Origin of the sequence: Streptomyces sp. NPDC060366, assembly GCF_042725135.1 — a bacterium.
Classification (GTDB): Bacteria; Actinomycetota; Actinomycetes; order Streptomycetales; family Streptomycetaceae; genus Streptomyces.
This window is the reverse complement of record NZ_JBHXDC010000006.1, coordinates 136,305-159,047: the sequence shown is the minus strand read 5'-3', so window position 1 is coordinate 159,047 and position 22,743 is coordinate 136,305. Positions and strand designations below refer to the sequence as shown.

The window sequence follows — 22,743 nt, the reverse complement described above, 5'->3', positions numbered from 1 at the left end:
GTCGCCCCTGTGTGGTGCCGTGGGCAAATGGGGCATGTGGGGGAGATCGGTTACGCATGAGGGCAATTGGTGCATCGTCAAATGCGGGCGCGAACGCGTACAACCCTGGGCGGGGGAAGCGTGTCCAACAGGCGTGGCAGAGGTTCTCGATTTCACATCGGTCGTCCCGGTTCGCGGCACTTCGGTGCGGCCGACCCGTCGACCCCGCAGGCCCGGTGGTATGCCGGTGATCGCTCCCATGCCGGCGGCACGTCCGGCCGGCATCCCGGGTCGGCGCGAGGGCGCTGACGACGCGATGGCAGCCGGTACCACCGTCGACCACCTGACCGAGACCTATCGACAGCACTACCGCTCACTGCTCGGCCTCGCGGCACTGCTCCTGGACGACACGGCCTCCTGTGAGGACGTTGTGCAGGAAGCGTTCATCCGTGTGCACTCGGCGCGCAACCGCGTCCGCGAGCCGGAGAAGACCCTCGCGTATCTGCGCCAGACCGTCGTCAACCTCTCGCGCTCCGCGCTGCGCCGACGCATCCTCGGGCTCAAGCTGCTGTCGAAGCCGATGCCCGACATGGCGAGCGCCGAGGAAGGCGCGTACGACCTGCTGGAGCGCGACGCGCTGATCAAGGCCATGCGCGGCCTCCAGCGCCGCCAGCGCGAGGTGCTCGTGCTGCGCTACTTCGCGGACATGACGGAGGCGCAGGTCTCCGAGACGCTCGGCATATCCCTGGGCTCGGTGAAGGCGTACGGCTCGCGGGGCATCGCGGCGCTGCGTATCGCCATGGAGGCCACGGCATGAGCGGGCACGAACATGATCAGGACCACGAAAGGCCGGAGGGGCCGGACGGCCCCACGGGCGAGTCGACTGGAAATGGAACTGTGAACAACGGGCCGGAAGAAGAACCGGGCGGAGACCTCCACAGCGTGGCCGACGGCGCGCGAGACGCGGCCGACGACGGCCCCCGAGCGGATTCCCGGTCGGATTCCCAAGCGGATCCACCTGCTGATGTGACACAGCCCCTCGCGTCGATCTTCGGCGGCGTGGGAAGCGCGGCGGGCGGCGGTGGCGCAGTCGTCGCCGACGAACTGGCGCTGCGCCGCCTCCTGCACGGCGCCGTCCAGGAGATCGAGCCCTCCGACGGGGCCCTCGACCATCTGCGCAGGGCCGTTCCCGCGAGGCGCGCGCGCAAGCGCCAGGCGGTCGTGGGCGTCGCGGCGGCCGCGCTGCTGTTCGGTACGGCGGTGCCGGCCTTCGTGCACGTCGCCAACACCAGCAATGCCTCGGACGGCAAGTCTTTCAACGTGGGCCACGGGGAGCAGGTCCAGGGCGGCACCGGCTCCGACGGCGGCCCGAAGGACGGTGAGAAGGGCGGCACCGACCCCTCGGACCAGGCGGACAGCGGAGAAGGCGAATCCGGCGACAAGGACTCGCCCGAGGCGAGCGTCGGAGGGGTGTCGGGCGGTACGACGGGCGGCACGGGCAGCGACCCGGAGAGCAGCTTCACCAGCGCCGTGGCGACCTGTGACGCGAACCAGCTCGGTGTGAGCTCGGCCGAGACGGGCGAACCGCAGGCGGACGGCACGGTGTACGGCCGCTTCCGCATCTCCAACGTCTCCGGGACCAACTGCTCGGTCAGCGGCAACGGATCCGTCGCCTTCCTGGCGACGGGCGCGGCCGACCCGAGCAAGATCGAAGTGGTGAACCACCAGCCGGGCGACCCCGCGAGCGATCTGCCGGACCCGTCGCTGGAGGCGACCGCACTGGTGCTCGCGCCCTCGGGGGCGTACGAGGTGATGTTCGCCTGGGTGCCGACCGACACGTGTCCGACCGGCGAACCGTCACCGGACCCCACGCCCACGGAGGGCGACTCGGGCGGTGCGACGAACGGCACCGGAACGACGCCGATCGAGCCGTCGCCGCAGCTCGGCAGTGAAGAGGGGCCGGAGGACGGCAGCATCGACGTCGTACACACCCCGGAGCCCGGATCGACGCCGGCGGCGACGACGATCGACAACGCGTGCGCGGGGACGATCTACCGGACGGGCGTCATGGAAGCGTCGTAGCGCGGCGCTATGGGCGTCGGTGTCGGTGTGGTTGGTGTGGGAGTTGGTGTCGCGGGGGCCTACGCGGCGGTCTCGAGCCCCAGCGCGCGGTCCCTGACGGCCTCGGTCTCACGCCGGAACAGCCGGAACCACATGAAGAGCAGGAACGCGACGAAGACGAACCACTCGCCCGTGTACCCGAGGTTCTGGAACGCCTTCAGGTCGAGCCCGGAGCCCTGCGGCGCCTGAGGCGGTACGGGCGTCAGCCCGGCGGCGTCGGGCTCGGTGACCGTGACCCAGGCGTCGTACACCTCGTACGGCACGAGGTTGACCAGCGACGCCCCGCTGATGATGCCGACCTGTCCGCTCGGCAGCCCGCCACGGGTGTCGGCGCCGTCGGTGCCCGAGTTCTCCGGAGCCTGGAGCGCGCCGGTGACGGTGACCTCGCCCGTCGGGACGGGCGGCACGACCGCACCGGCCGGCAGCCAGCCGCGTACGACGGGCAGCGCCCTGCCGCCGTCGGTCCGCAGGAGGGCCAGCACGTACGAGCCGGACTTGTCGTCCAACTCGCGGTTCGGGACGAGGAGTTGCTCCCCGTACGTACCGCTCGCCGTCGCGTGCCGCCCGGAGGTCTCCTGATCGACGGGCAGCAGCTCAGCGATCGGCGCGGCGGCCCGCTTCGCCGGATCGGGCGCGGCCTCGGCGCTCCGATGCGAATCGACGCGGTCCTCGAAACGGCCGAGCTGCCAGGTCCCCATGAAGATGCAGAAGGGGATGGCCAGCAGCACGAAGACATTGATGCCCCACCACCGGGGCGTCAGCAGGAACCGGTACACCCCTCTACGGTACGCAGCGGGTGCGCGGGAGCGCGGGGCGGGTGCTCCTCGGCGGCCGGAGGGGCTCTCATGCGACCGGGGGGCGGGTTTCCCTTGTTCGCCGGAGGGGCTGCGAATGCAGCCCCTCCGGCGATTGAGGACCCAGGAGCGGGCTCCCCCTGTCGCGGCCCGAGAGCCGCGCAATCCGGAGAACGAGCGCGGCCCCTGCTCAAGGCGGCCCCGCCAAGGCCCCGGTCTAGCGGAGGTGGCGCTCCGCGAAGTCCAGTTCCAGGGCGACCTGCTTGATCCGTTCCTCCACCACCAGCGACCCGTGCCCCGCGTCGTACCGGTACACCTCGTGCGTCGCGCCGCGCGCCGACAGGCGGTTCACGTAGTTCTCCACCTGCTGGATCGGGCAGCGCGGGTCGTTCAGGCCCGCCGAGATGTAGACGGGGGCGCGCACCGCGTCCACGTACGTCAGCGGGGACGACGCCTCGTAGCGCTCCGGGACCTCCTCCGGCGTACCCCCGAGCAGCGTGCGGTCCATGGACTTAAGCGCCTCCATCTCGTCGTGGTACGCGGTGACGTAGTCGGCCACCGGTACGGCCGCCAGCCCCACCGCCCACACGTCGGGCTGCGTACCGAGACCGAGCAGCGTCAGATAGCCGCCCCACGAACCGCCCGAGAGCACGAGCTTCGCCGGGTCGGCGAGGCCCGACGACACCGCCCACTCGCGTACGGCGGCGACGTCCTCCAGCTCGATCAGGCCGATGCGGTGCTTGAGCGCGTCCGTCCACTCGCGGCCGTAGCCCGTGGAGCCGCGGTAGTTGACCCGTACGACCGCGTAGCCGTGGTCCACCCAGGCCGCCGGGCCCGCAGTGAAGGAGTCCCTGTCGTGCGCGGTCGGTCCGCCGTGGACCTCGAAGACCGTCGGGAACGGGCCCTCGCCCGCGGGCCGCTGCACCAGCGCGTGGATCCGCCCGCCGGGCCCCTCCACCCACACGTCGGTCACCGGCACGGACGCGGGCGCCTTCGAGCCCGGCGGGTCGAGTACGACGTCGCCCGACGTGGACCGCACCACGGGCGGACGGGCCGCCGACGACCACAGGTACTCCACCGAGCCGTCCGGCCTGGCCGTCGCGCCCGACACCGTCCCGGCGGGCGTCTCGACCCTGGTCAGCGCGCGCGTCGCGAGCTCGTAGCGCCACAGCTCGCTACGCGCCTCGAAGCTGTGCACGATCAGCAGCGCGGACCCGTCCGGATACCACTCGGCCGATACGTCCCCGGGCAGCTCGATCGCCAGATCGGTCTCCTCGCCCGACGCCACGTCCCACACGATCGGCTCCCAGCGACCGCGCCGCTGATGCCCGACGAGGAGTCGGTTGTCGCCGTCGACCGGCGCGAAACCGAGGACCGACAGGCCCAGTTCGATCTCGCCGCCCTTGGTGTCGTCCAGTTCGGCGACCGCCGTGCCGTCCAGGCGCACCACGCGCAGCGCGGAGTGCATCGCGTCGCCGTGCTCGGTGTGCTCGACGGCGATGAGGCTCCCGTCGTGCGACAGGTCGCCGACGCCGGCCGACTCGCGGTGCCGGTAGATCTCGACCGGGGCGGCGCCACCGGCGGGGAGTACATGGATCGTGGACCCGTCCTCGTCGGTCGAGCAGCCGACGACCGCCGTTCCGTCGCGCCCGAGCGCGAGCCCGCTGGGGTACGCCGCGTCGATACCGGGCGTCGCGGCCTCGTCGACGCCGCGCGCGCCCGCTTCGCCGTCCGTGTCGCCCTGGCCGTCCTGGCCGTCCTGCTCGTCCTGGTCGAACGGCTGTCGCATCCAGACACCGAACTCGTCGCCGTCGGTGTCGTTGAACCACCAGATCCACCGGCCGTCGGGGGTCAGCGCGCCGTCCATGGTGCCGTTGGGGCGGTCGGTGACCTGCCGCTGGGCGCCGGTGGCGCGGTCCCACGCGTACAGCTCGTACGTACCCGTCGCATTGGAGACGAACAGCGCGCGGTCGGGCGCGTCCTCGGCCCAGTCGGGCAGCGAGACGCGGGGGGCCCGGAAACGCTTCTCCCAGTCGGGGGCCGCTTCGGGTGCGGCGGGGGCGACGGGTGCGACAGGGGAGTCGGGCTGGTGGTCGTTCTTCTCAGTCATGGGCTCCATTCTGCTGCTTCGGGAGGGACGGCTGCGGGGTATCGGCGGGTGCGGGCCGGTTCGTCCGTGCCGGCGGCCCCGGCGGTCCAGGCCGGAGATCTGCCGAGCGCGGCCAGTACGCGGTCGAACGGCCCGCCGTCCTCGGCCGACGACCGCGCGGGGCGGAACGCGGCGCCCGGCGCGCGCCGCCGTTCGTCGTCGGGTACGCGCAGCGCGACCGCGAGGGCCGCCGCGGCGACGTCGTCACCCGGCTCCCAGTCGAGACCGATGGCCCTGGCGACGTCCCAGGCGTGGACGGTGTAGTCCAGGAAGTGGAATCCGACGGCGACCACGGCGGGGAAGCGGCGGCTGCGGCTGATCTCCGGGAGATCGAACTGCCGTGCCGCCACGCCGGGTTGGGCGAAGGCCCCGGAGACGGACGCGACCGTCGCCCGGTAGGCGCCGAGCGGATCGTCGCCCAGCGGCAGCGGCTGCCACAGCCGGAGGTCCGCGCCACCGCCGGCCGCCGCGGCGGCGAAGCCGCGGTGCTGACCGGCCATGTGGGACACGAGCGCGCGCAGGTCCCAGTCGGCGCAGGGGGTGGGGTGTGCCCAGTCGGCGGGGCCGGCGTGCTCCAGGATGCGTACGGTCTCCAGCACCATGGCGCGGTCGTACGTCCACACGGCCGTCCACGCGCTCTCGCGGTCCTCCGGCAGGAGCTGCTGGTCGATGAGGGTGTCCAGCTCATTCTTGAAGCGCTGATTGGGTCCCATAACGCACGATCGTACGTTCAGTTAAGCAATAAAACTAGCCGAACGATCGTGCTACCGTCTCGCCGGGAAGTCCCTGATCGCACCAGGAAATCCGCGATCCACTCCGAAGCGACCCGAGGAGAACGCGGCATGGATCTCGCCGTGACAACTGTCCGCACCGCCCTGAACGCCGCGTCCTACGTCTCACCGGCACTGGCGGGCAAGGCCGCCTTCCGCCTCTTCAGGAAGCCGCGCGGTCGCAGCCGCCTGCGGCCCGACGAGCGCCCGGTGATGGACCGGGCCGAGGTCGGCGAGATCGCCGTCGGCGGGGGGACGGCGATCAGCTACCGGTGGGGCACGGGCGAACGGCCCGTGCTGCTCGTGCACGGCTGGGAGTCGCGCGGCTCGCGCTTCGCCACGCTCGTGACCGAGCTGCTGAGCCTCGGCCTCAGCCCGATCGCCTTCGACGCGCCCGGCCACGGCGAGGCCACCGGCGAGACGATGACGATCGTCGATCTGCGCGACATCATCACGGCGCTGGACGCGGAACACGGACCGTTCGAGACGGTCGTGGCGCACTCCCTCGGCGTCACCGCGACGTTCGTCGCCGCACAGGAGCGCGGGGTGCGGACGGAGCGGATCGTGGCCATCAGCGGTGTGCCCGACTTCGCGTATCTGGTCGACCGGTTCTGCGCCGGGCTGGGGCTGCGGGCGCGGCTGAACCGCGAGCTTCGGGGGCGTATCGAGCGGGAGCTGTTCCCCGGCGAGACGGACATCTGGTCGCGCTTCTCGGTTCCGCGTACGGGTACGGCGGTGGGCGCGTCATCGTTCCTGGTCGTCCACGACGAGGACGACGACATGGTCGACCCCGCCGCCTCGCGCGCGCTCAGCGCCACGCTCGGCGCCACGCTCGGCGACCGGGCGAGGCTGGTCGTCACCCGGGGGCTGGGTCACCGGCGGATCATCGGCGACCGCCAAGTCGCCGCGTCCGTGAGGGACTTCGTGGTCAGCGGGACGCCGGCGCGAGCGGCAGCAGCGCCGGATCCGTCGCCACGGACCGCAGCCGGCTGAGGATCGCCTTGGCGGCCTTGGTGTAGCAGCTGAAGTCGTCGTGCAGGACGGACTCGGCGTTGGCGCCTTCGAGGAGCGACACGAGTTCGAAGGCGAGCTGGGGGACGTCGGTGTCGTCCCGCGCCTCGCCCGCCTGCTTGGCCTCCTCGATGTTCTGTGCCACGAACGCGACCCAGTCGAGGCGGGCCTGCGCCACCGCGTCGTGGACCTTGCCCTCGCGTGCGTCGTACTCGGCCGACACCGAGTAGAAGAAGCAGCCGCCGGGGAAGACCCGGTTCTCGGAGTACGTGAGCCAGCCGTCGCACAGCCGCCGGATCCGGTCGAGCCCGGCGGGCAGCTCCAGGACGGGCCGGACGACATGGTCGATGTACACCTTGGCGGCGGCGCGCACGGTGGCGAGCTGGAGCTCCTCCTTGGAGCCGAACAGGGCGAACACCCCGCTCTTGCTCAGTCGCAGCTCTCCGGCCAGCCGGCCGAGCGACAGACCGCCGAGACCTTCGACCGAGGCGATCCGGACGGTGTGCTTCAGGATCAGTTGGCGGGTCTGGTTCCCCCGTGCGATGCGTCCGTCGGTGCTCGTAGCTGTCACAACGGCCAGTGTACTAACCGGACGACCGTGCGGTCATTGCTCGCGGAGACCGCTGACGGCTCGCGAAGACCGCCGATGCTCACGAAGACCGCTGACGCTCACGTAGACCGCCGACTGTCAGTGGCACGGTGCAGACTTCGCGTATGACCGAGCTTCGGAAGGCAGTGGAGACGTACTGGGCCGCGGCGGACGCCCGCGACTGGACGACGTTCGCCGGCACCCTCGCGGCGGAGGTGGTCTACGACCTGCCGCAGACGCGCGAGCGGATTCGCGGCAAGGAAGCGTTCCTGCGGTTCAACGTGGAGTATCCGGGGGACTGGCGGGTGCGTACGGAACGGGTCGTGGCGGACCCGGACGCCGGGCAGGTGGTGACGTGGCTGCACGTCACGGTGGGCGCGGAGGAGATGCACGCGGTCAGCTTCTTCACGGGGGACGGGGAAGGCCGGATAGCGGAGATCACGGACTTCTGGCCGGAGCCGTACGAGCCTCCGGCGGGCCGCGAGCACCTGGTCGAGCGTTACTGATCACGCGACTGATCGGCCGAGCGCTTCCGCCGACCACGTATCCCGGTCCACGCTGACCTCATGACTGAAATGACGTCGAGTACGCCGAGTACGCCGAGTGCAGGTCCGGGTCCGGGTGCGACTGCGGGTTCAGGCGCGGCTTCGGGCGCGGGCCGCGTCGCCGTGGTGACGGGTGTGGCGCAGGGCATCGGCCGCCGGGTGGCCGAGGTCCTGGCCGAGGAGGGCTACGCGCTGGTGCTGGCCGACATCGTGGACCCGGCGGACACCCTCGCCTCCGTCCGCGCGGCCGGGGCGGACGCAGTGGCCGTGGTCGGGGACGTCGCGTCGGAGTCGTACGTGACCGGGCTCGCCGACCAGGTCCGCGAGCGCTTCGGCCGGGTGGACGCGCTCGTCAACAACGCGGGTGTGTCGCTGCTCGTCCCGGCCGAGGAGACGACGGCCGACCAGTGGCGGCGGGTCCTGGACGTCAATCTCACCGGGCCGTTCCTGCTGTCCCGCGCGGTGGGCCGGCTGATGCTCGCGGCGGGCGGCGGCTCGATCGTCAACATCGCGTCGATCGCGGGACTGCACGGAGTCTCCGACCGCGCCGCGTACAACGCGAGCAAGCACGGCCTGATCGGCCTCACGCGCACGCTGGCGGGGGAGTGGGGAGGCAGGGGCGTACGGGTCAACGCGGTCTGTCCGGGCTGGGTGAAGACGGAGATGGACGCCGCCGACCAGGCGTCGGGTGGCTACACGGACGAGGACATCGTGGACCGGGTGCCGATGGGACGGTTCGCCGCGCCCGACGACATCGCGCAGGCGGTGGCGTTCCTGGCGGACCCGGCCCGCAGCGGCTTCGTGAACGGCACCGCGCTGCCGGTCGACGGCGGCTGGACGGCCGACGCGAGCTGGAACTCGCTGCGCCTGCGCAAGCGCCCGGACCCGGACCCGGACCGATGATTCCGCGCGGCGCCCCGAGTCTCCTTCACGACAGCTCGGGCGAGAACGCGAAAAGGTGAACCATGACTGACGCGAGTGAATCGACCGGCGCGACTGAATCGGCCGGCGCGACCGGCGCGACGAATCTGCACGACGTGCTCAAGGCGTACGTGAACGAGGGACCGCTGCCGGGCGCCGTGGCCCTAGTGGCACGCGGCGACCGTATCGAGGTGGCGGAGGCCGGCTCGGCCGATGCGGCGGGCACGACCCCCCTGACCAGGGACTCGATCTTCCGTATCGCCTCGCTCACGAAGCCGGTGATCGCCGCCGCGGTCATGATGCTGGTCGAGCACGGCCGTATCGCGCTGGACGACCCGGTCGACCGGTGGCTGCCCGAGCTGGCGTCGCCGATGGTCGTACGGACACCGGCCGGCCCGGTCGACGACGTGGTCCCGGCCGTCAGGGCGATCACCGTGTTCGATCTGCTCACCTTCCGCTCCGGGCACGGCTTCCCGTCCGACTTCTCGCTGCCCGCGGTCGCACCGCTGTTCAGCGAGTTGAAGCAGGGCCCTCCGCAGCCGCAGCACGTCGCCGCGCCGGACGAGTGGATGGCGACGCTGTCCCGTATCCCGCTGCTGCACCAGCCGGGCGAGGCCTGGCTGTACAACATCGGCTCCGACATCCTCGGTGTGCTGATCGCGAGGGTCACGGGACGTCCGCTGCCGGAGTTCCTGGCGGAGCGGATCTTCGAACCGCTCGGCATGGCGGACACGGGGTTCGAGGTGCCGGCCGGCAAGCGCGACCGGGTGCCGCACTACTACCGGGCGGACGGGACGGGCGGCCTCGAACTGGTCGACGCCCCCGACGGCCAGTGGAGCACGCTGCCGCCCTTCCCGTCCGGCGCGGGCGGCCTGGTCTCGACCGTCGGCGACTGGCACGCCTTCGCCAAGATGCTCCTGGCGGACGGCAGGGCGGGGGACCGGAGGCTGCTGTCACCCGCATCCGTCGGACAGATGACCACGGACCACCTCACCCGGCCCCAGCGCGACGCGGGCACGCTGTTCCTGGAAGGGCAGGGCTGGGGCTTCGGCGGCTCGGTGGACGTCGCGGCGATCGACCCCTGGAACGTGGCGGGCCGCTACGGCTGGGTCGGCGGTACGGGAACGGCGGCGCACATCACACCGTCCACGGGCGCGGTGACCATCCTGCTGACGCAGCTGGAGGCGACGGGCCCGGTCCCGTCACCCCTGCTGCGCGACTTCTGGCGCTACGCGTCGTAACAACTTGCCACCGCTGTCACTTACGGCTGTCACCGCCGACGGCCGCGACCGCGCGCCTGCCACCCGGCTCCGACACCGGCCAGGTGCAGGGCGACGAGGGTGAGTCCGACGAGCGTGAGACTCGTCGTACCGAAGATGACCTCCGTCGACGTCTTGGTGGCGTTGAGGATGAAGGCGATGAAAAAGACCACTGCGGCCGCTATTGCGAGCATCTACTCTCTCCTGCCGAACATGTCGATGGATGGCCAACCATGTCCGGAATGACGGTGGTTGGATCGTCGCCGACCGTGTGCCCCGGAAGGGGGACCGCAGTCCTGCGAGACTGTGACGATGAGTGAAGCGCGCACGCCCCGCGGCGTCCTCGGAGTGGTGGCGTCGGCGGCCGGCGGGCTGGAGTCGCTCCGCACCGGCCTGGTCGAACCGGCGGTGGCCCGCGGCTGGCGGGTGGCGGTGACCCTGACCCCGACGGCGGGCCGCTGGCTACGGGCGTACGGCGAACTGGACCGCCTGGAGACCCTGACCGGCCTTCCGGTCCGCGACCACCCCCGCCTCCCCTCGGAGCCCCGCCCGCACCCACCGGTGGACTGTTACGTGGCGGCCCCGGCGACGGCGAACACGGTCGCCAAACTCGCCCTGGGCATCGCCGACAACCAGGCGCTCACCCAGCTCACCGAGGCCCTGGGCACGCCCGGCCTCCCGGTGATCGTCTTCCCGCACATCAACGCCGCCCACGCCCGCCACCCCGCCTGGCCCATGCACCTCGGCCACCTCCGACAGGCGGGCGTCCACCTGATCCAGGGCCCCGACGTCTGGCCACTCCACGAGCCTCAAGCAGCCCCTCCGAAGCGCGAACTCCCCTGGCCGCAAATCCTGCGGGCGGTGGACGGCGCGACGGAGTGACGCGGTCCGCCCGTACGAGACCTGTGGCCAAATCACCCTGTCGGCACGGCTGTTGGCATCGATCCCTAATGGTATAGACCCTTGTGCGGTGTTTGTTGCCGCTGTCATGCTTGACCGTGTTCGGACATCCGGCCCGTGACAGGAGTGCCCGTATGCCCGCCCTTCCCCCGTTCTCCCGCCGCAGGTTCCTGGGTACCGCCGGTGCGCTGGGGGCCACTGCCGCGTTCGGTGTGCCCGCCACCGCCAGAGCTGCCCAGAACGACGTCGTACCGATCGCCTGGGGGAGCCTGGGGTCGTATCCGGGGACCGACGCCGCCGGAAAAAGGGTGACGGCGATCCTCGCGGGGAACTCCCGGTATCTGATCGGGCCCTGGTACGCCGGGATGTACACGCGATACCTCCCGGACGGCTACATCGATCTCCGGGGCACCGACGAGCGGGCCATCCGGCTGCCGGCCATGGCCGCCGTGGCCGCCACCACCGCGCTGACCACCGGCACCTACGACCCGCGGACGCTGTCCGCCGCCAACGCCACCATCCGGACCCGCAATCTCATCCGTACGCTCGCCGCCCGGCACCGGGCCAACAACGCCGACACCGCGACGCGTTGGGGCAACGGCTGGCAGACCGCGCTGTGGGCGTACTACACCGCGCTGGCCGGCTGGCTGTTCTGGGAGAAGCTCGACACCGCCGAGCGCGACCATCTGGCCGCCATGCTGGCCTGGGAGGCCGACCGGCTGACCACCGGAAACAACGTCCACCTCATCGGCACCGGCGGTGAGCAGCTCTACATGACCCGCCGCGACGGCACTGTCGTCTCCCCCGGCGACAGCAAGGCGGAGGAGGACAACTGGAGCGCGGCGGCGCTCTCCCTCGCGGCGGTGATGATGCCGAACCACCCCGGCGCCGCCCGCTGGACGCGCCGCAACGTCGAACTCCTGCTGGCCGCGGCGGCCTGCCCGCAGGACCTCACCAGCGACGAGACGATCAACGGCATCCGGCTCTCGACCTGGCTCCAGGGCACGAACATCGCGGACGACGGCACCCTCCAGAACCACGCGCGCCTGCACCCGCTGTACATGGTGGCGTTCGACCAGAGCCTGTACCAGGGCTTCGTCTTCGGCCTGGCGAACCGGCCCGCGCCGCGGGCCGCGCTGCACAACATCAACCGCACGTACGCCGCACTTGTGGACAAGCCCTTCCCGCTGCCCGGCGGCGGCACCAGCCCGATCTACCGCGAGAACTCGGCGGAGATCTACTACCCCGAGGGCAACGACTGGGGCACGCACTTCCCCTTCTACTTCGGCAACTTCGACCTACTGGTCACCCTCACCGGCCAGGACACCGGCATCGACCCGGCCGCGGCGAAGTGGGAACGCCTCCACAACGAGGCCCAGCTGACCCTCATGTCCCGCTTCACGGACGGCCGCACCTACGGCGCCACCTCGGAGAACACCTACTACGGCCGCGAACACCGCATCGGCGCCATGGCGGCCCAGGCCTACCTCTCTCTTTTCCTCGCCCGCAACACCACGGGCAACCGCCTCCACTGGACCTGACCCCCGCCCTGAAACGCCTCAGGGGCCCGATCCGCGATGCGGATCAGGGCCCCTGAGCTGCTGCTTCGGCTGTCGGGGTGGCGGGATTTGAACCCACGACCTCTTCGTCCCGAACGAAGCGCGCTGCCAAGCTGCGCTACACCCCGATGTCGCCCGTGTCGCTGCGACATCGATTACTTTAGCCCACCGGCGGCCGCAGGCGAAATCCGGTTTAGGGCCGGGAGGCCGGGGTCAGCGGGGTGGGGTGAGGGTCAGGAGCGTCGCTTCCGGGGGGCAGGCGAAGCGGACCGGGGTGTAGCGGTTCGTGCCGCAGCCCGCCGAGACGTGGAGGTAGGACGTGTGGCCCCCGGCGTCGTACGTCGACAGGCCCCGCGCGCGGGCCGTGTCCAGGTCGCAGTTGGTGACCAGGGCTCCGTAGAACGGGATGCGGAGCTGGCCGCCGTGTGTGTGACCGCCCAGGATCAGGGGGTAACCGTCCGAGGTGAACGCCTCCAGCGTGCGGAGGTACGGGGCGTGGACCACGCCGATCGACAGGTCCGCGTCGGGTTCCGGGCCGCCCGCGACCTCGGCGTAGCGGTCGCGCTTGATGTGCGGGTCGTCGACGCCCGTGAGGGCGATCTCGTGGCCGTCGATCTTGAGCCGGCCGCGGGCGTTGGTGAGGCCCACCCAGCCCGCCGCGTCGAAGGCGTCGCGCATGGGCTCCCACGGGTTGTGGACGACGTTGACGGCCGGTGCGTTGCCGTTCAGGCCGTGCTTGCCCTGGGCCTTCTCGTAGATGTAGCGCGCCGGGTTTCGCAGCGCGGGGCCGTAGTAGTCGTTGGAGCCGAAGACGTAGACGCCCGGGAACTCCATCAGCGGGCCCAGCGCGTCGAGCACCTCGGGTACGCCCTCCGGGTCGGAGAGGTTGTCGCCGGTGTTCACGACGAAGTCGGGTCGCAGGCCGGCCAGGGAGCGGAGCCAGCGCTGTTTCTTGCGCTGGCCGCTGACCATGTGGATGTCCGAGACGTGGAGGACCCGCAGTGGCCGCATGCCTTCGGGCAGTACGGGGACGGACACCCGTCGCAGTCGGAAGGAGCGGGCCTCGAAACCGGCGGCGTAGGCGATGCCGGCCGCCCCGACGGCCGCGATTCCCGCGGTGACTTTCAGGGGGACTCCGTAGCGTGCGCGCATGGTGTCATCGTCGCAGACCCGCACCGCCCACGCGGTCACACCCCCGATCACCCGACGATCACCCGAAGGTACCGAGCACGGCCCGCGCACGGCCGCGCGGCGGCGCCGGAAAACTCGTCGGCGGGCCTTGGGCCGTACCTGACACACTGTGCGCATGACCACGCTCAAGTCCAAGCTGCACGACGACCTCATCGCTGCGATCAGGGCACGCGACGAGCTGCGTTCCGCCACCCTCCGGCTGACCCTCGCCGCGATCTCCAAGGAGGAGGTCTCCGGCAAGTCGGCGCGTGAGCTCTCCGACGACGAGGTGCAGAAGGTGATCGCCAAGGAGGCCAAGAAGCGCCGCGAGGCGGCCGAGGCCTTCGCGCAGGGCGGGCGGGCCGAGCAGGCGGAGCGGGAGAAGGCGGAGGGCGTGCTGCTCGACGCCTATCTGCCGCAGCAGCTGAGCGACGACGAGCTCGGTGCGATCGTGGCGCAGGCCGTCGGTGAGGCGAAGGCCGCCGGCGCCGAGGGGCCGCGTGCGATGGGCGCCGTCATGAAGATCGTCGGGCCGAAGGTCGCGGGCCGTGCCGAGGGCGGTCGCGTCGCCGCAGCGGTCAAGCAGAGCCTCGCCGCCGGCTGAGGACGGCTGGATACGAATACGAGAGGGGCTCCCGGCCTGATCGATACCCGATCGGCCGGGAGCCCCTCTCCGTTGCCTGTACGGCCTCTACGGCTTACTCGAACGCGCCCGGGAAGTCCGGGAACGGGTTCCCCCCGTTCCCTCCGTTGTCGCCTCCGCCAGGCCTCCCGGGACCCTGGCCCGGGTCCTGGTCGCCGTTGCCACCGTCCCCATCGCCGTCACCGCCCCCGTCGCCGTCGCCGTCGTTCCCGCCGTTGTCACCGCCGCCGTTGTCGCCCGGCCGGTCGCGGCCCTTGTCCTTGTCCTTCTCGGGATCCGGGATGTTGATGGTGTTGAACCCGGGCGCTTCCTTGCCGTCGAGCGCACCGCCCATCGCGTCGCGCCAGATCGGTCCGGGCACGGCGCCACCGAAGACCTTGTCGTGGTACCGGCCGCCGATGGTGATGTCCACCATCTTCTTCTTGTGCGTCGGGTCACCGACCCACACCGCGCCCGCCATGTTCGGCGTGTAGCCCACGAACCACGCGGCGAGCCGGAAGTCGGTGGTACCGGTCTTGCCCGCGCTCGGCCTGGCGCCCAGGCCCGCCTCCTGGCCCGTACCGTCCTCGACCACGCCCGCCAGCAGTGTGTTTATGGTGTCGGCCGTCTTCTCCGACATCGCCCGCGAGCAGGTCGACTTCGGGACGTCCATCTCCTTGCCGTTCGGGCCGGTGATCGACGAGATGGCGATCGGGGTGCAGTAGGTGCCGCGGTTGGCGAACGTCGCGTACCCCGAGGCCATGGTGAGCGGCGACATCTCCTGCGTGCCCAGCGTGATCGACGGGACCTGGTCGATCGCCTTGCCGTTGGCCCGCTCGACGCCCATCTTCCGGGCCAGCTCGGTCACCGGGCAGACGCCGATCTGGCTGATCAGCTGTACGTAGTAGGTGTTGACCGACTTGGCGGTCGCTTCCTTCATCCCGTACGGGCCGACCTCGGTCTCGTTCTCGTTCTCGACCGGGACACCCTGGTCCGTCCACGGACCCTTGCAGGTCTGTACGGGGCTCGGGTAGTCCATCTGGTACGGCGAGGGGTACGACTGCGTCGGCTGGATGCCCTGCTCCAGGGCCGCCGCTGCGACGATGGGCTTGAAGGTCGATCCCGGCTGGTAGCCGGCGCCGCCGCCCATGTCCTCGTCGACGGACAGGTTCATGTACGTCTCGTTCTTGCCGCCGCCGTACGGCCGCGACTGCCCCATGGCCAGGATCTTGCCGCTGCCCGGCTCGACGATCGACAGGGCGGTGGCGACCTCGTCCGTCTTGTAGACGTGCTTCTTGATCGATTCCTGCGCCGAGTCCTGCGCCTGCGGGTCGAGCGTCGTCCGGACGGTCAGACCGCCCTGGTTCCAGACCTTGGCCCGGTCCTCCTGCGTCTTGCCGAACGCGGAGTCGGTGAGGAACACCTTCCGTACGTAGTCGCAGAAGAAGCCCGCGCCCTTGACCGCCGTGATGCAGCCGTTCTTGGGACGGCTCACCTTCAGATTGATCTCGGACTTCTTCGCGCGGTCCGCCTCGGCCTGCGAGATGTCCTTCACGTCGGCCATGCGCTGGATCACGGTGTTGCGACGCTTGGTCGCCTCGTCCGTGTCGTTCACCGGGTCGTACCGGCTCGGCGACTGGACGAGGCCGGCCAGCAGCGCCGCCTCTTCCAGCTTCAGGTCCTTCGCCGACTTGGAGAAGTAGCGGTGCGCGGCGGCCTCGACGCCGTACGCCTGCTGTCCGAAGAAGGTGATGTTCAGGTAGTTCTCGAGGATCTTCTTCTTGCCCAGCTCCTCCTCGACCTGGATCGCGAACTTGAGCTCGCGGATCTTGCGGCCGATGGTCTGCTGGGTGGCCTGGGCGACCTTGTCGGGGTCGTCACCCGCCTCCTCGACGAAGACGTTCTTCACGTACTGCTGGGTGAGGGTCGACGCGCCCTGGGAGACGCCGCCCGACTGCGCGTTGCGATTGGCCGCGCGCAGAACGCCCTTGAGGTCCACCGCCCCGTGCTCGTAGAAGCGCGAGTCCTCGATCGCGACGATCGCCTTCTGCATGTACGGCGAGATGTCGGTGAGCGGGACGACCGTGCGGTCACGTGAGTAGACGGTGGCGATCTGGCCACCGTCCTTGTCGAGGATCGTGGTGCGCTGACTGAGCGGCGGCGTCTTGAGATTGGCCGGGATCTCGTCGAATCCCTCGACCGTGCCCTTGGCCGCGAGGCCCAGAACTCCGAAGGCGGGCAAGGCGATTCCCGCCAGCACCGCTCCCGCGAGGACGCTGACACCGAGGAACTTGGCGGCCTGCTGGGTCCCGGTCAGACCGCCGCCCGAGCGCTTTTTTGGCATGCCAGCAGCCTACGTTGTCATTCGCCGGACACACATAAAGGCTCTGGCCTAAGCTGCACTCAACTGTCACAGCAGTGCGGTTTCGTATCAAGTCCTCGACGTGAACATCCGGCGAACCACGTTCCGCCACCGACGCGTTGGAAGTCCTGTCCGATTCCGCCTCTTACGTCATCTGACGCCCGTTGTGGCTCAACTGAAACATCCCGACCTGTCGGGGTTCGTCGCGGATGTCCTCGGGTCACTCCCCTGGGTGATCTGCCGCGTACGCATAGTCCGTTCGGGCCATTCAAGATTGGGCCCGAAGGGGGTGTTGCGCTGTGCCCACCTTCCGTAACGTCCTCAACTGGCAGCGGTGAATATGCCGCTTCCGCCGTGGGGGAGCCTCGATTCGGGAGAGGACGGCGCCGGGATGGGCTGGGTAACCGACTGGAGTGCGCAGGCAGCATGCCGCACTACCGATCCGGATGAATTGTTCGTACAGGGCGCAGCGCAGAACAGGGCCAAGGCGGTGTGCACCGGATGCCCGGTGCGGACCGAGTGCCTGGCCGACGCGCTGGACAACCGCGTCGAATTCGGCGTGTGGGGTGGAATGACCGAGCGGGAGCGACGCGCACTGCTGCGCAGACGCCCCACTGTCACCTCTTGGCGACGGCTGCTCGAAACCGCACGCACCGAGTACGAGCGCAGCGCGGGCATTCTGCCCGCCGGCCTTGAGGACGACGACGAGACGTACGGCTCGCGCCACTACGCCGACGTCATCGACGAGACATGGGCGGCGGTGGGGTAGGCCGCAGTACGAAGCGCGGCGGACGCGCGCGCATCCACACCTGCGGGTCAAGGGTCGTCAGCCCGCCGGTCGCCGCGCGCCGGTCATCACGGGCCGGTCGCGCACCGCCGCTCGCTTGTGGGCCGGTCAGGCGCGCCGGTCGCCGCCGTGCCTGCCACGCACGCGTCGGTTACGTGCCGTCGGTCACGCGGTCCCGGTCGCCGGGTCCTGGCCCGCGAGGCGGATACCGATGGTCCGGAGCCCGGCGAGGTCGTGCACATCGCCGGGCAGTGCCGCGACCTCGGCCACGGGCACCTCGGGGTGGAGCGCGGTGAAGCGGTCGCGCGTGCGCTGCTCACGCTTGAGTACCTGCATACGTTCCGCGTGCAGGCGCAGCAGACCGGCCGTCAGTTGATTGACCGACGGCGGTTCGGAGGGTGGTTCGGAAGTCGACGTGCCGGACTTCGGTGATCCGGACGTCTGCGATTCCTCGTGCGGCTGGGGCGTACGGGATGCCTCTGGGGCTTGGGGGGCGTCGGGAGATGAGCCCGCGGGGGCGGCGGCCTCACGAACTCCATCCTTCCCGCGGCCCTGATCCACAATGCGATCCTCTTCAAGATTTTCCGCGGCGGCCCGCGCCCGCTCCGCCGACAGCCGGGCGGCGCCGCTGCCGTGCACACGGTTGAGGACGAGACCGGCGAGCGGCATCCCCTCGGCGGCCAGCCGTTCCACGAAGTACGCCGCCTCGCGCAGCGCGTCCCGCTCCGGTGCGGCGACCACCAGGAACGCCGTACCGGGCGCCTGGAGCAGTCGGTACGTCGCGTCCGCGCGCGTACGGAAACCGCCGAACATCGTGTCCATCGCGGCCACGAACGTCTGCACGTCGCGCAGGAATTGGCCGCCGAGCAGCTTCCCGAGGGTGCCGGTCATCATCGACATCCCGACGTTCAGGAACTTCATCCCGGCCCGGCCGCCCATCTTCGCGGGGGCCATCAGCAGCCTGATGAACTTCCCGTCCAGGAACGAGCCGAGCCGCTTCGGCGCGTCCAGGAAGTCCAGCGCGGAGCGCGAGGGCGGGGTGTCGACGACGATCAGGTCCCACTCGTCGCGGGCCCGCAACTGCCCCAGCTTCTCCATCGCCATGTACTCCTGCGTGCCCGCGAAACCGGCCGACAGGGACTGGTAGAAGGGGTTGTCCAGGATGGCCCGGGCCCGGTCCGGGTCGGCGTGAGCCTCGACGATCTCGTCGAAGGTCCGCTTCATGTCGAGCATCATCGCGTGCAGTTCACCGCTGCCGTCGATGCCCTTGACCTGGCGCGGGGTGTTGTCGAGCGAGTCGATGCCCATGGACTGGGCGAGCCGGCGGGCCGGGTCGATGGTCAGCACGACCACCTTGCGGCCGCGCTCCGCCGCCCGTACGCCGAGGGCCGCCGCCGTCGTCGTCTTGCCCACGCCGCCGGAGCCGCAGCACACGATGATGCGCGTCTGCGGGTCGTCGAGCAGCGGATCGACTTCGAGCGGGGCCACCGCCGGGTCCAGAGTCATCAGACCTCCCCAAGATTCCGTAGCTCCCCCGCCAGGCGGTACAGACCGGCGAGGTCCATCCCCTCGCCGATCAGGGGGAGTTCGTACGTGGGCAGCCCGAGCTGCGCCAGGACGGCTCGCTGCTCGCGCTCGAGCTCCACGCGCTGGGCGTGCTCGGCGGCCTGCTCCAGGAGCGGTCCCACGAGCTTCGTGGGCGCGCCGACCCCGGCCGCCGCGAGCGCCTTGGTGACCTCCTTACGACGGTCGCCCGCCACGCCGTTGACGGCCTCCTCGTCGAGGACGTGCGGGCGCACCATGTTCACGATCACCTTGCCGACGGGCAGTTCGGCGCCGCGCAGCTCGCCGACGCCGTCGGCGGTCTCCTGGACCGGCATCTCTTCAAGAAGGGTCACCAGATGCACGGCGGTCCCGGGCGACTTGAGCACCCGCATCACGGCCTGTGCCTGGTTGTATATCGGCCCTATCTTCGCGAGGCCGGCCACCTCGTCGTTCACGTTCAGGAAGCGTGTGATGCGGCCGGTGGGCGGGGCGTCCATCACGACGTAGTCGTAGGTGAACCGGCCCCGCTTGTCGCGGCGGCGTACGGCTTCACACGCCTTGCCCGTCAGCAGGACGTCCCGGACGCCCGGCGCGATCGTGGTGGCGAAGTCGATGGCGCCGATCTTCTTGAGGGCGCGGCCCGCGCTGCCGAGCTTGTAGAACATCTGGAGGTAGTCGAGGAGCGCGCGCTCGGCGTCGATGGCCAGCGCGTACACCTCGCCACCGCCCGGGGCGACGGCGATCTTCCGTTCTTCGTAAGGAAGCGCCTCCGTTTCGAAGAGCTGTGCGATGCCCTGTCTGCCCTCGACCTCTACAAGGAGGGTGCGTTTGCCCTCCGTCGCGAGGGCGAGCGCGAGGGCGGCGGCGACCGTCGTCTTACCGGTGCCCCCCTTGCCGCTGACGACCTGGAGCCTGCTCACACATTCGAGCCTAACCAGTCGGACCGCGGGCTACGCACGAGGCCGTCCACGGGCTCCGTACGAGGTGCTCGCGCGGTGCGGATACAGTCGGCCCATGACGAAGTGGGAATACGCGACGGTGCCTCTTCTCGTGCACGCGACGAAGCAGATTCTGGACACCTGGGGCGAGGACGGCTGGGAGCTCGTCCAGGTCATTCCGGGTCCGAACAACCCCGAGCAGCTGGTGGCCTATCTGAAGCGAGAGAAGTCCGCATGAGCGGCGCGGTCGAGGCGGCTCTCGCCGAACTGGGGCTGACGGTTCCGCAGGTCGTACCGCCGCTCGCGGCGTATCAGCCGGCCGTGCGGTCCGGCGTGTACGTCTACACGGCGGGGCAGCTGCCGATGGTGGAGGGCAAGCTTCCGGTGACCGGCAAGGTCGGCGCCGAGGTGACGCCCGAGGAGGCCAAGGACCTCGCCCGGATCTGCGCGCTGAACGCGCTGGCCGCCGTGAAGTCCGTCACCGGCGATCTGGACCGCGTCGCTCGCGTCGTGAAGGTCACGGGATTCGTCGCCTCCGCCTCGGACTTCACGGGCCAGCCCGCCGTCCTCAACGGAGCGAGCGAGCTGTTCGGCCAGGTCTTCGGTGACAAGGGCGTGCACGCGCGCAGCGCTGTCGGTGTCGCCGTCCTGCCGCTGGACGCCCCGGTCGAGATCGAGATCCAGGTGGAGCTGGTCGCGGACTGACGTCCGCGACCGGCCGGAGACCGCGCGAGGCGCGGCGCAAAGTGCGCTTCGCGCCGTCGTCGGGCTGTCTCCGGCCGCTGACGCGCCGGCCCGGGGTCCCCTGACCCCGGGAAGTGGCTCTCGAACATCGCCGGGGAAGCCCGTAGCATCCCGGCATGTCCAATGGTCAGTGGTTCCCGCCCGAGTGGTCCGGCCGCATCCGCGCGCTCGCCCGGGGCGAGCTCAGCGTGGCTCCCGCACGGCGGGCCGCGACCGTGATGCTGCTGCGCGATGCCGTCGACGAATCCTTCGGACCCTCCGTACACATGCTGCGCCGACGCACCTCCATGGCATTCGCCGGAGGTGCGTACGCGTATCCGGGCGGCGGCGTCGACCCGCGCGACGACGACCGGCTCGTCCGCTGGGCGGGGCCCGGCCGTGACGTGTGGGCGGGGCGCCTCGGCGTCGACGCCGCGTCCGCGCAGGCCATCGTCTGCGCGGCGGTGCGCGAGACGTACGAGGAGGCCGGGGTCCTGCTGGCGGGGGAGACGGCCGAGACCGTCGTCGGCGACACCACGGGGGACGACTGGGAGGCGGACCGCGCCGCTCTCGTCGACCGTGAGCTGTCCTTCGCGGAGTTCCTGGACCGGCGCGGGCTGACGCTGCGCAGCGATCTGCTGGCGGCGTGGACCCGGTGGATCACCCCCGAGTTCGAACCGAAGCGGTACGACACCTGGTTCTTCGTCGCCGCGCTGCCGGCCGGGCAGCGTACGCGCAACGCTTCTACGGAGGCCGACCGGACGGTGTGGATCCGGCCCGCCGACGCGGCACTCGGATACGACGAGGGCGAACTGCTGATGATGCCGCCCACCGTCGCGACCCTGCGTCAGCTCCAGCCGTACGGCTCCGCCGCCGAGGCGCTCGATGCGGCCGCCGGGCGGGATCTCGCGCCCGTGCTGGCGAAGCCGAGGGTGGAGGGCGACGAGGTGGTTCTCGCCTGGCCGGGCCAGGAGGAGTTCACCAAGCGCGTGCCACTGCGCGTACCCACGGGGGGTGGCGAGCGATGACGGACGCCGCCGCCCTGCCCGGCCAGCCGCGCGGAAGCGTCGTCTCCGGCGCCGCGACGGCCCGCGCGGTCAACGTGCTCGCGCCCAACGCGTCCGCGATGACCCTGGACGGCACGAACACCTGGATCGTCTCCGAGCCGGACTCCGCGCTCGCCGTCGTGATCGACCCCGGTCCGCTCGACGAGGCGCATCTTCAAGAGGTCGTCGCCACCGCCGAGCGGGCGGGCAAGCGCGTCGCGCTGACCCTCCTCACCCACGGCCACCCCGACCACGCGGAAGGCGCGGCGCGCTTCGCCGAGCTGACGCGTACGTCCGTACGGGCCCTGGACCCGGCCCTGCGCCTCGGCGACGAGGGACTGGCGGCCGGTGACGTCGTGACGGAGGGCGGGCTGGAGCTGCGCGTCGTGGCGACCCCCGGGCACACCTCGGACTCGCTCTGCTTCCATCTGCCGGCCGACCGCGCGGTGCTGACGGGCGACACGATCCTCGGCCGCGGTACGACGATGGTGGCCCACCCGGACGGCAGGCTCGGCGACTACGTCGACTCGCTGCGGCGGCTGCGCTCGCTGACCGTCGACGACGGTGTCCATACGGTGCTGCCGGGGCACGGGCCCGTACTGGAGGACGCCCAGGGCGCGGTGGAGTACTACCTCGCGCACCGCGCGAGCCGCCTCGCGCAGGTGGAGACGGCGGTGGAGAACGGCTTCCGCTCGCCGGCGGAGATCGTGGCGCATGTGTACGGAGGCAGCGGCGTGGACCGGTCCCTGTGGCCGGCGGCGGAACTCTCGGTGCGCGCGCAGCTGGAGTACCTGCGGGAGCACGGGCTGATCTCCGGGGCGTAGCGACCGGTCCGTCGCCGAACGACACGGTTCGCGCTGAAGTGGGGGCCGGTCAGGCGCCGGAGGGGCCCGAGCACTGAACGGGCCCAAGCGTCGGGGGGGGCCCCCCCCCCGCCCCCCCCCCGGCCGGGA

23 protein-coding genes and 1 tRNA gene are annotated in these 22,743 nt (G+C 70.9%); 14 read left to right on the top strand and 10 right to left on the bottom strand.

Annotated elements, in window-relative coordinates; genetic code table 11:
* The first annotated feature begins 133 nt into the window (after nucleotides 1-133).
* Together ACFWHU_RS17550 and ACFWHU_RS17545 are read left to right on the top strand one after the other, a co-directional pair.
* Entirely contained in the window at nucleotides 134-796 is a 663-nt protein-coding gene (locus ACFWHU_RS17550) for a SigE family RNA polymerase sigma factor (RefSeq protein WP_385797808.1), read from the top strand.
* 209 nt (nucleotides 797-1,005) lie between these two features.
* A complete protein-coding gene (locus ACFWHU_RS17545) occupies nucleotides 1,006-2,061 on the top strand; it encodes a hypothetical protein (RefSeq protein ID WP_387225469.1) in 1,056 nt (351 codons plus the stop codon).
* Nucleotides 2,062-2,120: 59 nt separating this feature from the next.
* Here ACFWHU_RS17545 and ACFWHU_RS17540 read toward each other — a convergent pair whose 3' ends face one another.
* The 3 genes from ACFWHU_RS17540 to ACFWHU_RS17530 form a co-directional block, all read right to left on the bottom strand.
* Nucleotides 2,121-2,876 carry an SURF1 family protein gene (locus tag ACFWHU_RS17540; RefSeq protein ID WP_385797804.1) on the bottom strand — a complete coding sequence of 252 codons (756 nt, stop codon included), beginning with the start codon at nucleotides 2,874-2,876 and terminating at the stop codon, nucleotides 2,121-2,123.
* Nucleotides 2,877-3,111: 235 nt separating this feature from the next.
* On the bottom strand, nucleotides 3,112-5,004 hold the full coding sequence (locus ACFWHU_RS17535) for a S9 family peptidase (RefSeq protein WP_387225468.1): 1,893 nt from the start codon (nucleotides 5,002-5,004) through the stop codon (nucleotides 3,112-3,114).
* Entirely contained in the window at nucleotides 5,001-5,756 is a 756-nt protein-coding gene (locus ACFWHU_RS17530) for a TIGR03086 family metal-binding protein (RefSeq protein ID WP_387225467.1), read from the bottom strand. Before ACFWHU_RS17530 ends, ACFWHU_RS17535 begins: the two co-directional genes overlap by 4 nt.
* A 129-nt stretch (nucleotides 5,757-5,885) precedes the next feature.
* Between ACFWHU_RS17530 and ACFWHU_RS17525 the strand changes: the two genes are divergently transcribed.
* Entirely contained in the window at nucleotides 5,886-6,806 is a 921-nt protein-coding gene (locus tag ACFWHU_RS17525; protein WP_387225466.1) for an alpha/beta hydrolase, read from the top strand.
* Here the strand turns inward: ACFWHU_RS17525 and ACFWHU_RS17520 are convergent.
* Nucleotides 6,742-7,395: a TetR/AcrR family transcriptional regulator gene (locus tag ACFWHU_RS17520; RefSeq protein WP_385797793.1), complete on the bottom strand. Its 654-nt coding sequence runs from the start codon at nucleotides 7,393-7,395 to the stop codon at nucleotides 6,742-6,744. The genes ACFWHU_RS17525 and ACFWHU_RS17520 overlap by 65 nt on opposite strands.
* Before the next feature lie 143 nt (nucleotides 7,396-7,538).
* Here ACFWHU_RS17520 and ACFWHU_RS17515 point away from each other — a divergent pair, with 143 nt between their 5' ends.
* The 3 genes from ACFWHU_RS17515 (at nucleotide 7,539) to ACFWHU_RS17505 (ending at nucleotide 10,120) form a co-directional block, all read left to right on the top strand.
* The gene (locus ACFWHU_RS17515; RefSeq protein ID WP_385797790.1) at nucleotides 7,539-7,919 is read left to right on the top strand and encodes a nuclear transport factor 2 family protein; all 381 of its coding nucleotides are present in this window, start codon (nucleotides 7,539-7,541) and stop codon (nucleotides 7,917-7,919) included.
* Nucleotides 7,920-7,988: 69 nt separating this feature from the next.
* The gene (locus tag ACFWHU_RS17510; protein ID WP_387225692.1) at nucleotides 7,989-8,861 is read left to right on the top strand and encodes an SDR family NAD(P)-dependent oxidoreductase; all 873 of its coding nucleotides are present in this window, start codon (nucleotides 7,989-7,991) and stop codon (nucleotides 8,859-8,861) included.
* Nucleotides 8,862-8,923: 62 nt separating this feature from the next.
* Nucleotides 8,924-10,120 carry a serine hydrolase domain-containing protein gene (locus ACFWHU_RS17505; protein ID WP_387225465.1) on the top strand — a complete coding sequence of 399 codons (1,197 nt, stop codon included), beginning with the start codon at nucleotides 8,924-8,926 and terminating at the stop codon, nucleotides 10,118-10,120.
* A gap of 29 nt (nucleotides 10,121-10,149) precedes the next feature.
* Here ACFWHU_RS17505 and ACFWHU_RS17500 read toward each other — a convergent pair whose 3' ends face one another.
* A complete protein-coding gene (locus ACFWHU_RS17500) occupies nucleotides 10,150-10,332 on the bottom strand; it encodes a hypothetical protein (protein ID WP_242575475.1) in 183 nt (60 codons plus the stop codon).
* Between the two features lie 118 nt (nucleotides 10,333-10,450).
* Here ACFWHU_RS17500 and ACFWHU_RS17495 point away from each other — a divergent pair, with 118 nt between their 5' ends.
* Both ACFWHU_RS17495 and ACFWHU_RS17490 read left to right on the top strand, forming a co-directional pair.
* Complete coding sequence (locus tag ACFWHU_RS17495; RefSeq protein WP_385797783.1) at nucleotides 10,451-11,020, top strand: flavoprotein; 570 nt, start codon at nucleotides 10,451-10,453, stop codon at nucleotides 11,018-11,020.
* Nucleotides 11,021-11,172: 152 nt separating this feature from the next.
* Nucleotides 11,173-12,579 (top strand): hypothetical protein, encoded by a 1,407-nt coding sequence (locus tag ACFWHU_RS17490; RefSeq protein WP_387225464.1) that lies wholly within the window; start codon nucleotides 11,173-11,175, stop codon nucleotides 12,577-12,579.
* 72 nt (nucleotides 12,580-12,651) lie between these two features.
* Here ACFWHU_RS17490 and ACFWHU_RS17485 read toward each other — a convergent pair.
* Both ACFWHU_RS17485 and ACFWHU_RS17480 read right to left on the bottom strand, forming a co-directional pair.
* Nucleotides 12,652-12,725, bottom strand: a tRNA-Pro gene (locus ACFWHU_RS17485).
* Nucleotides 12,726-12,810: 85 nt separating this feature from the next.
* Entirely contained in the window at nucleotides 12,811-13,749 is a 939-nt protein-coding gene (locus ACFWHU_RS17480; protein ID WP_387225463.1) for a metallophosphoesterase, read from the bottom strand.
* A gap of 154 nt (nucleotides 13,750-13,903) precedes the next feature.
* On the opposite strand from ACFWHU_RS17480, the gene ACFWHU_RS17475 reads away from it, so the two are divergent.
* On the top strand, nucleotides 13,904-14,371 hold the full coding sequence (locus ACFWHU_RS17475) for a GatB/YqeY domain-containing protein (protein ID WP_385797737.1): 468 nt from the start codon (nucleotides 13,904-13,906) through the stop codon (nucleotides 14,369-14,371).
* 94 nt (nucleotides 14,372-14,465) lie between these two features.
* Here ACFWHU_RS17475 and ACFWHU_RS17470 read toward each other — a convergent pair whose 3' ends face one another.
* Nucleotides 14,466-16,733: a transglycosylase domain-containing protein gene (locus ACFWHU_RS17470; RefSeq protein ID WP_387225462.1), complete on the bottom strand. Its 2,268-nt coding sequence runs from the start codon at nucleotides 16,731-16,733 to the stop codon at nucleotides 14,466-14,468.
* Between the two features lie 409 nt (nucleotides 16,734-17,142).
* Here ACFWHU_RS17470 and ACFWHU_RS17465 point away from each other — a divergent pair, with 409 nt between their 5' ends.
* Nucleotides 17,143-17,520: a WhiB family transcriptional regulator gene (locus ACFWHU_RS17465; protein ID WP_187280032.1), complete on the top strand. Its 378-nt coding sequence runs from the start codon at nucleotides 17,143-17,145 to the stop codon at nucleotides 17,518-17,520.
* Between the two features lie 183 nt (nucleotides 17,521-17,703).
* Here ACFWHU_RS17465 and ACFWHU_RS17460 read toward each other — a convergent pair whose 3' ends face one another.
* Nucleotides 17,704-19,044 (bottom strand): ArsA-related P-loop ATPase, encoded by a 1,341-nt coding sequence (locus ACFWHU_RS17460; RefSeq protein ID WP_385797730.1) that lies wholly within the window; start codon nucleotides 19,042-19,044, stop codon nucleotides 17,704-17,706.
* Nucleotides 19,044-20,003, bottom strand: coding sequence for an ArsA family ATPase (locus ACFWHU_RS17455; RefSeq protein WP_385797727.1), 960 nt, complete (start codon nucleotides 20,001-20,003; stop codon nucleotides 19,044-19,046). The genes ACFWHU_RS17460 and ACFWHU_RS17455 overlap by 1 nt, the downstream gene beginning before the upstream one ends.
* Before the next feature lie 94 nt (nucleotides 20,004-20,097).
* Here ACFWHU_RS17455 and ACFWHU_RS17450 point away from each other — a divergent pair, with 94 nt between their 5' ends.
* The 4 genes from ACFWHU_RS17450 to ACFWHU_RS17435 all read left to right on the top strand — a co-directional run bounded on the left by ACFWHU_RS17450 (nucleotide 20,098) and on the right by ACFWHU_RS17435 (nucleotide 22,614).
* On the top strand, nucleotides 20,098-20,259 hold the full coding sequence (locus ACFWHU_RS17450; RefSeq protein ID WP_023539689.1) for a DUF4177 domain-containing protein: 162 nt from the start codon (nucleotides 20,098-20,100) through the stop codon (nucleotides 20,257-20,259).
* Nucleotides 20,256-20,726 (top strand): RidA family protein, encoded by a 471-nt coding sequence (locus tag ACFWHU_RS17445; protein WP_385797721.1) that lies wholly within the window; start codon nucleotides 20,256-20,258, stop codon nucleotides 20,724-20,726. The genes ACFWHU_RS17450 and ACFWHU_RS17445 overlap by 4 nt, the downstream gene beginning before the upstream one ends.
* 155 nt (nucleotides 20,727-20,881) lie before the next feature.
* Nucleotides 20,882-21,772: an NUDIX hydrolase gene (locus ACFWHU_RS17440; protein WP_387225461.1), complete on the top strand. Its 891-nt coding sequence runs from the start codon at nucleotides 20,882-20,884 to the stop codon at nucleotides 21,770-21,772.
* Nucleotides 21,769-22,614, top strand: a complete 846-nt coding sequence (locus ACFWHU_RS17435; RefSeq protein ID WP_385797714.1) for an MBL fold metallo-hydrolase — start codon at nucleotides 21,769-21,771, stop codon at nucleotides 22,612-22,614. Before ACFWHU_RS17440 ends, ACFWHU_RS17435 begins: the two co-directional genes overlap by 4 nt.
* The last annotated feature ends 129 nt before the right edge of the window (nucleotides 22,615-22,743 follow it).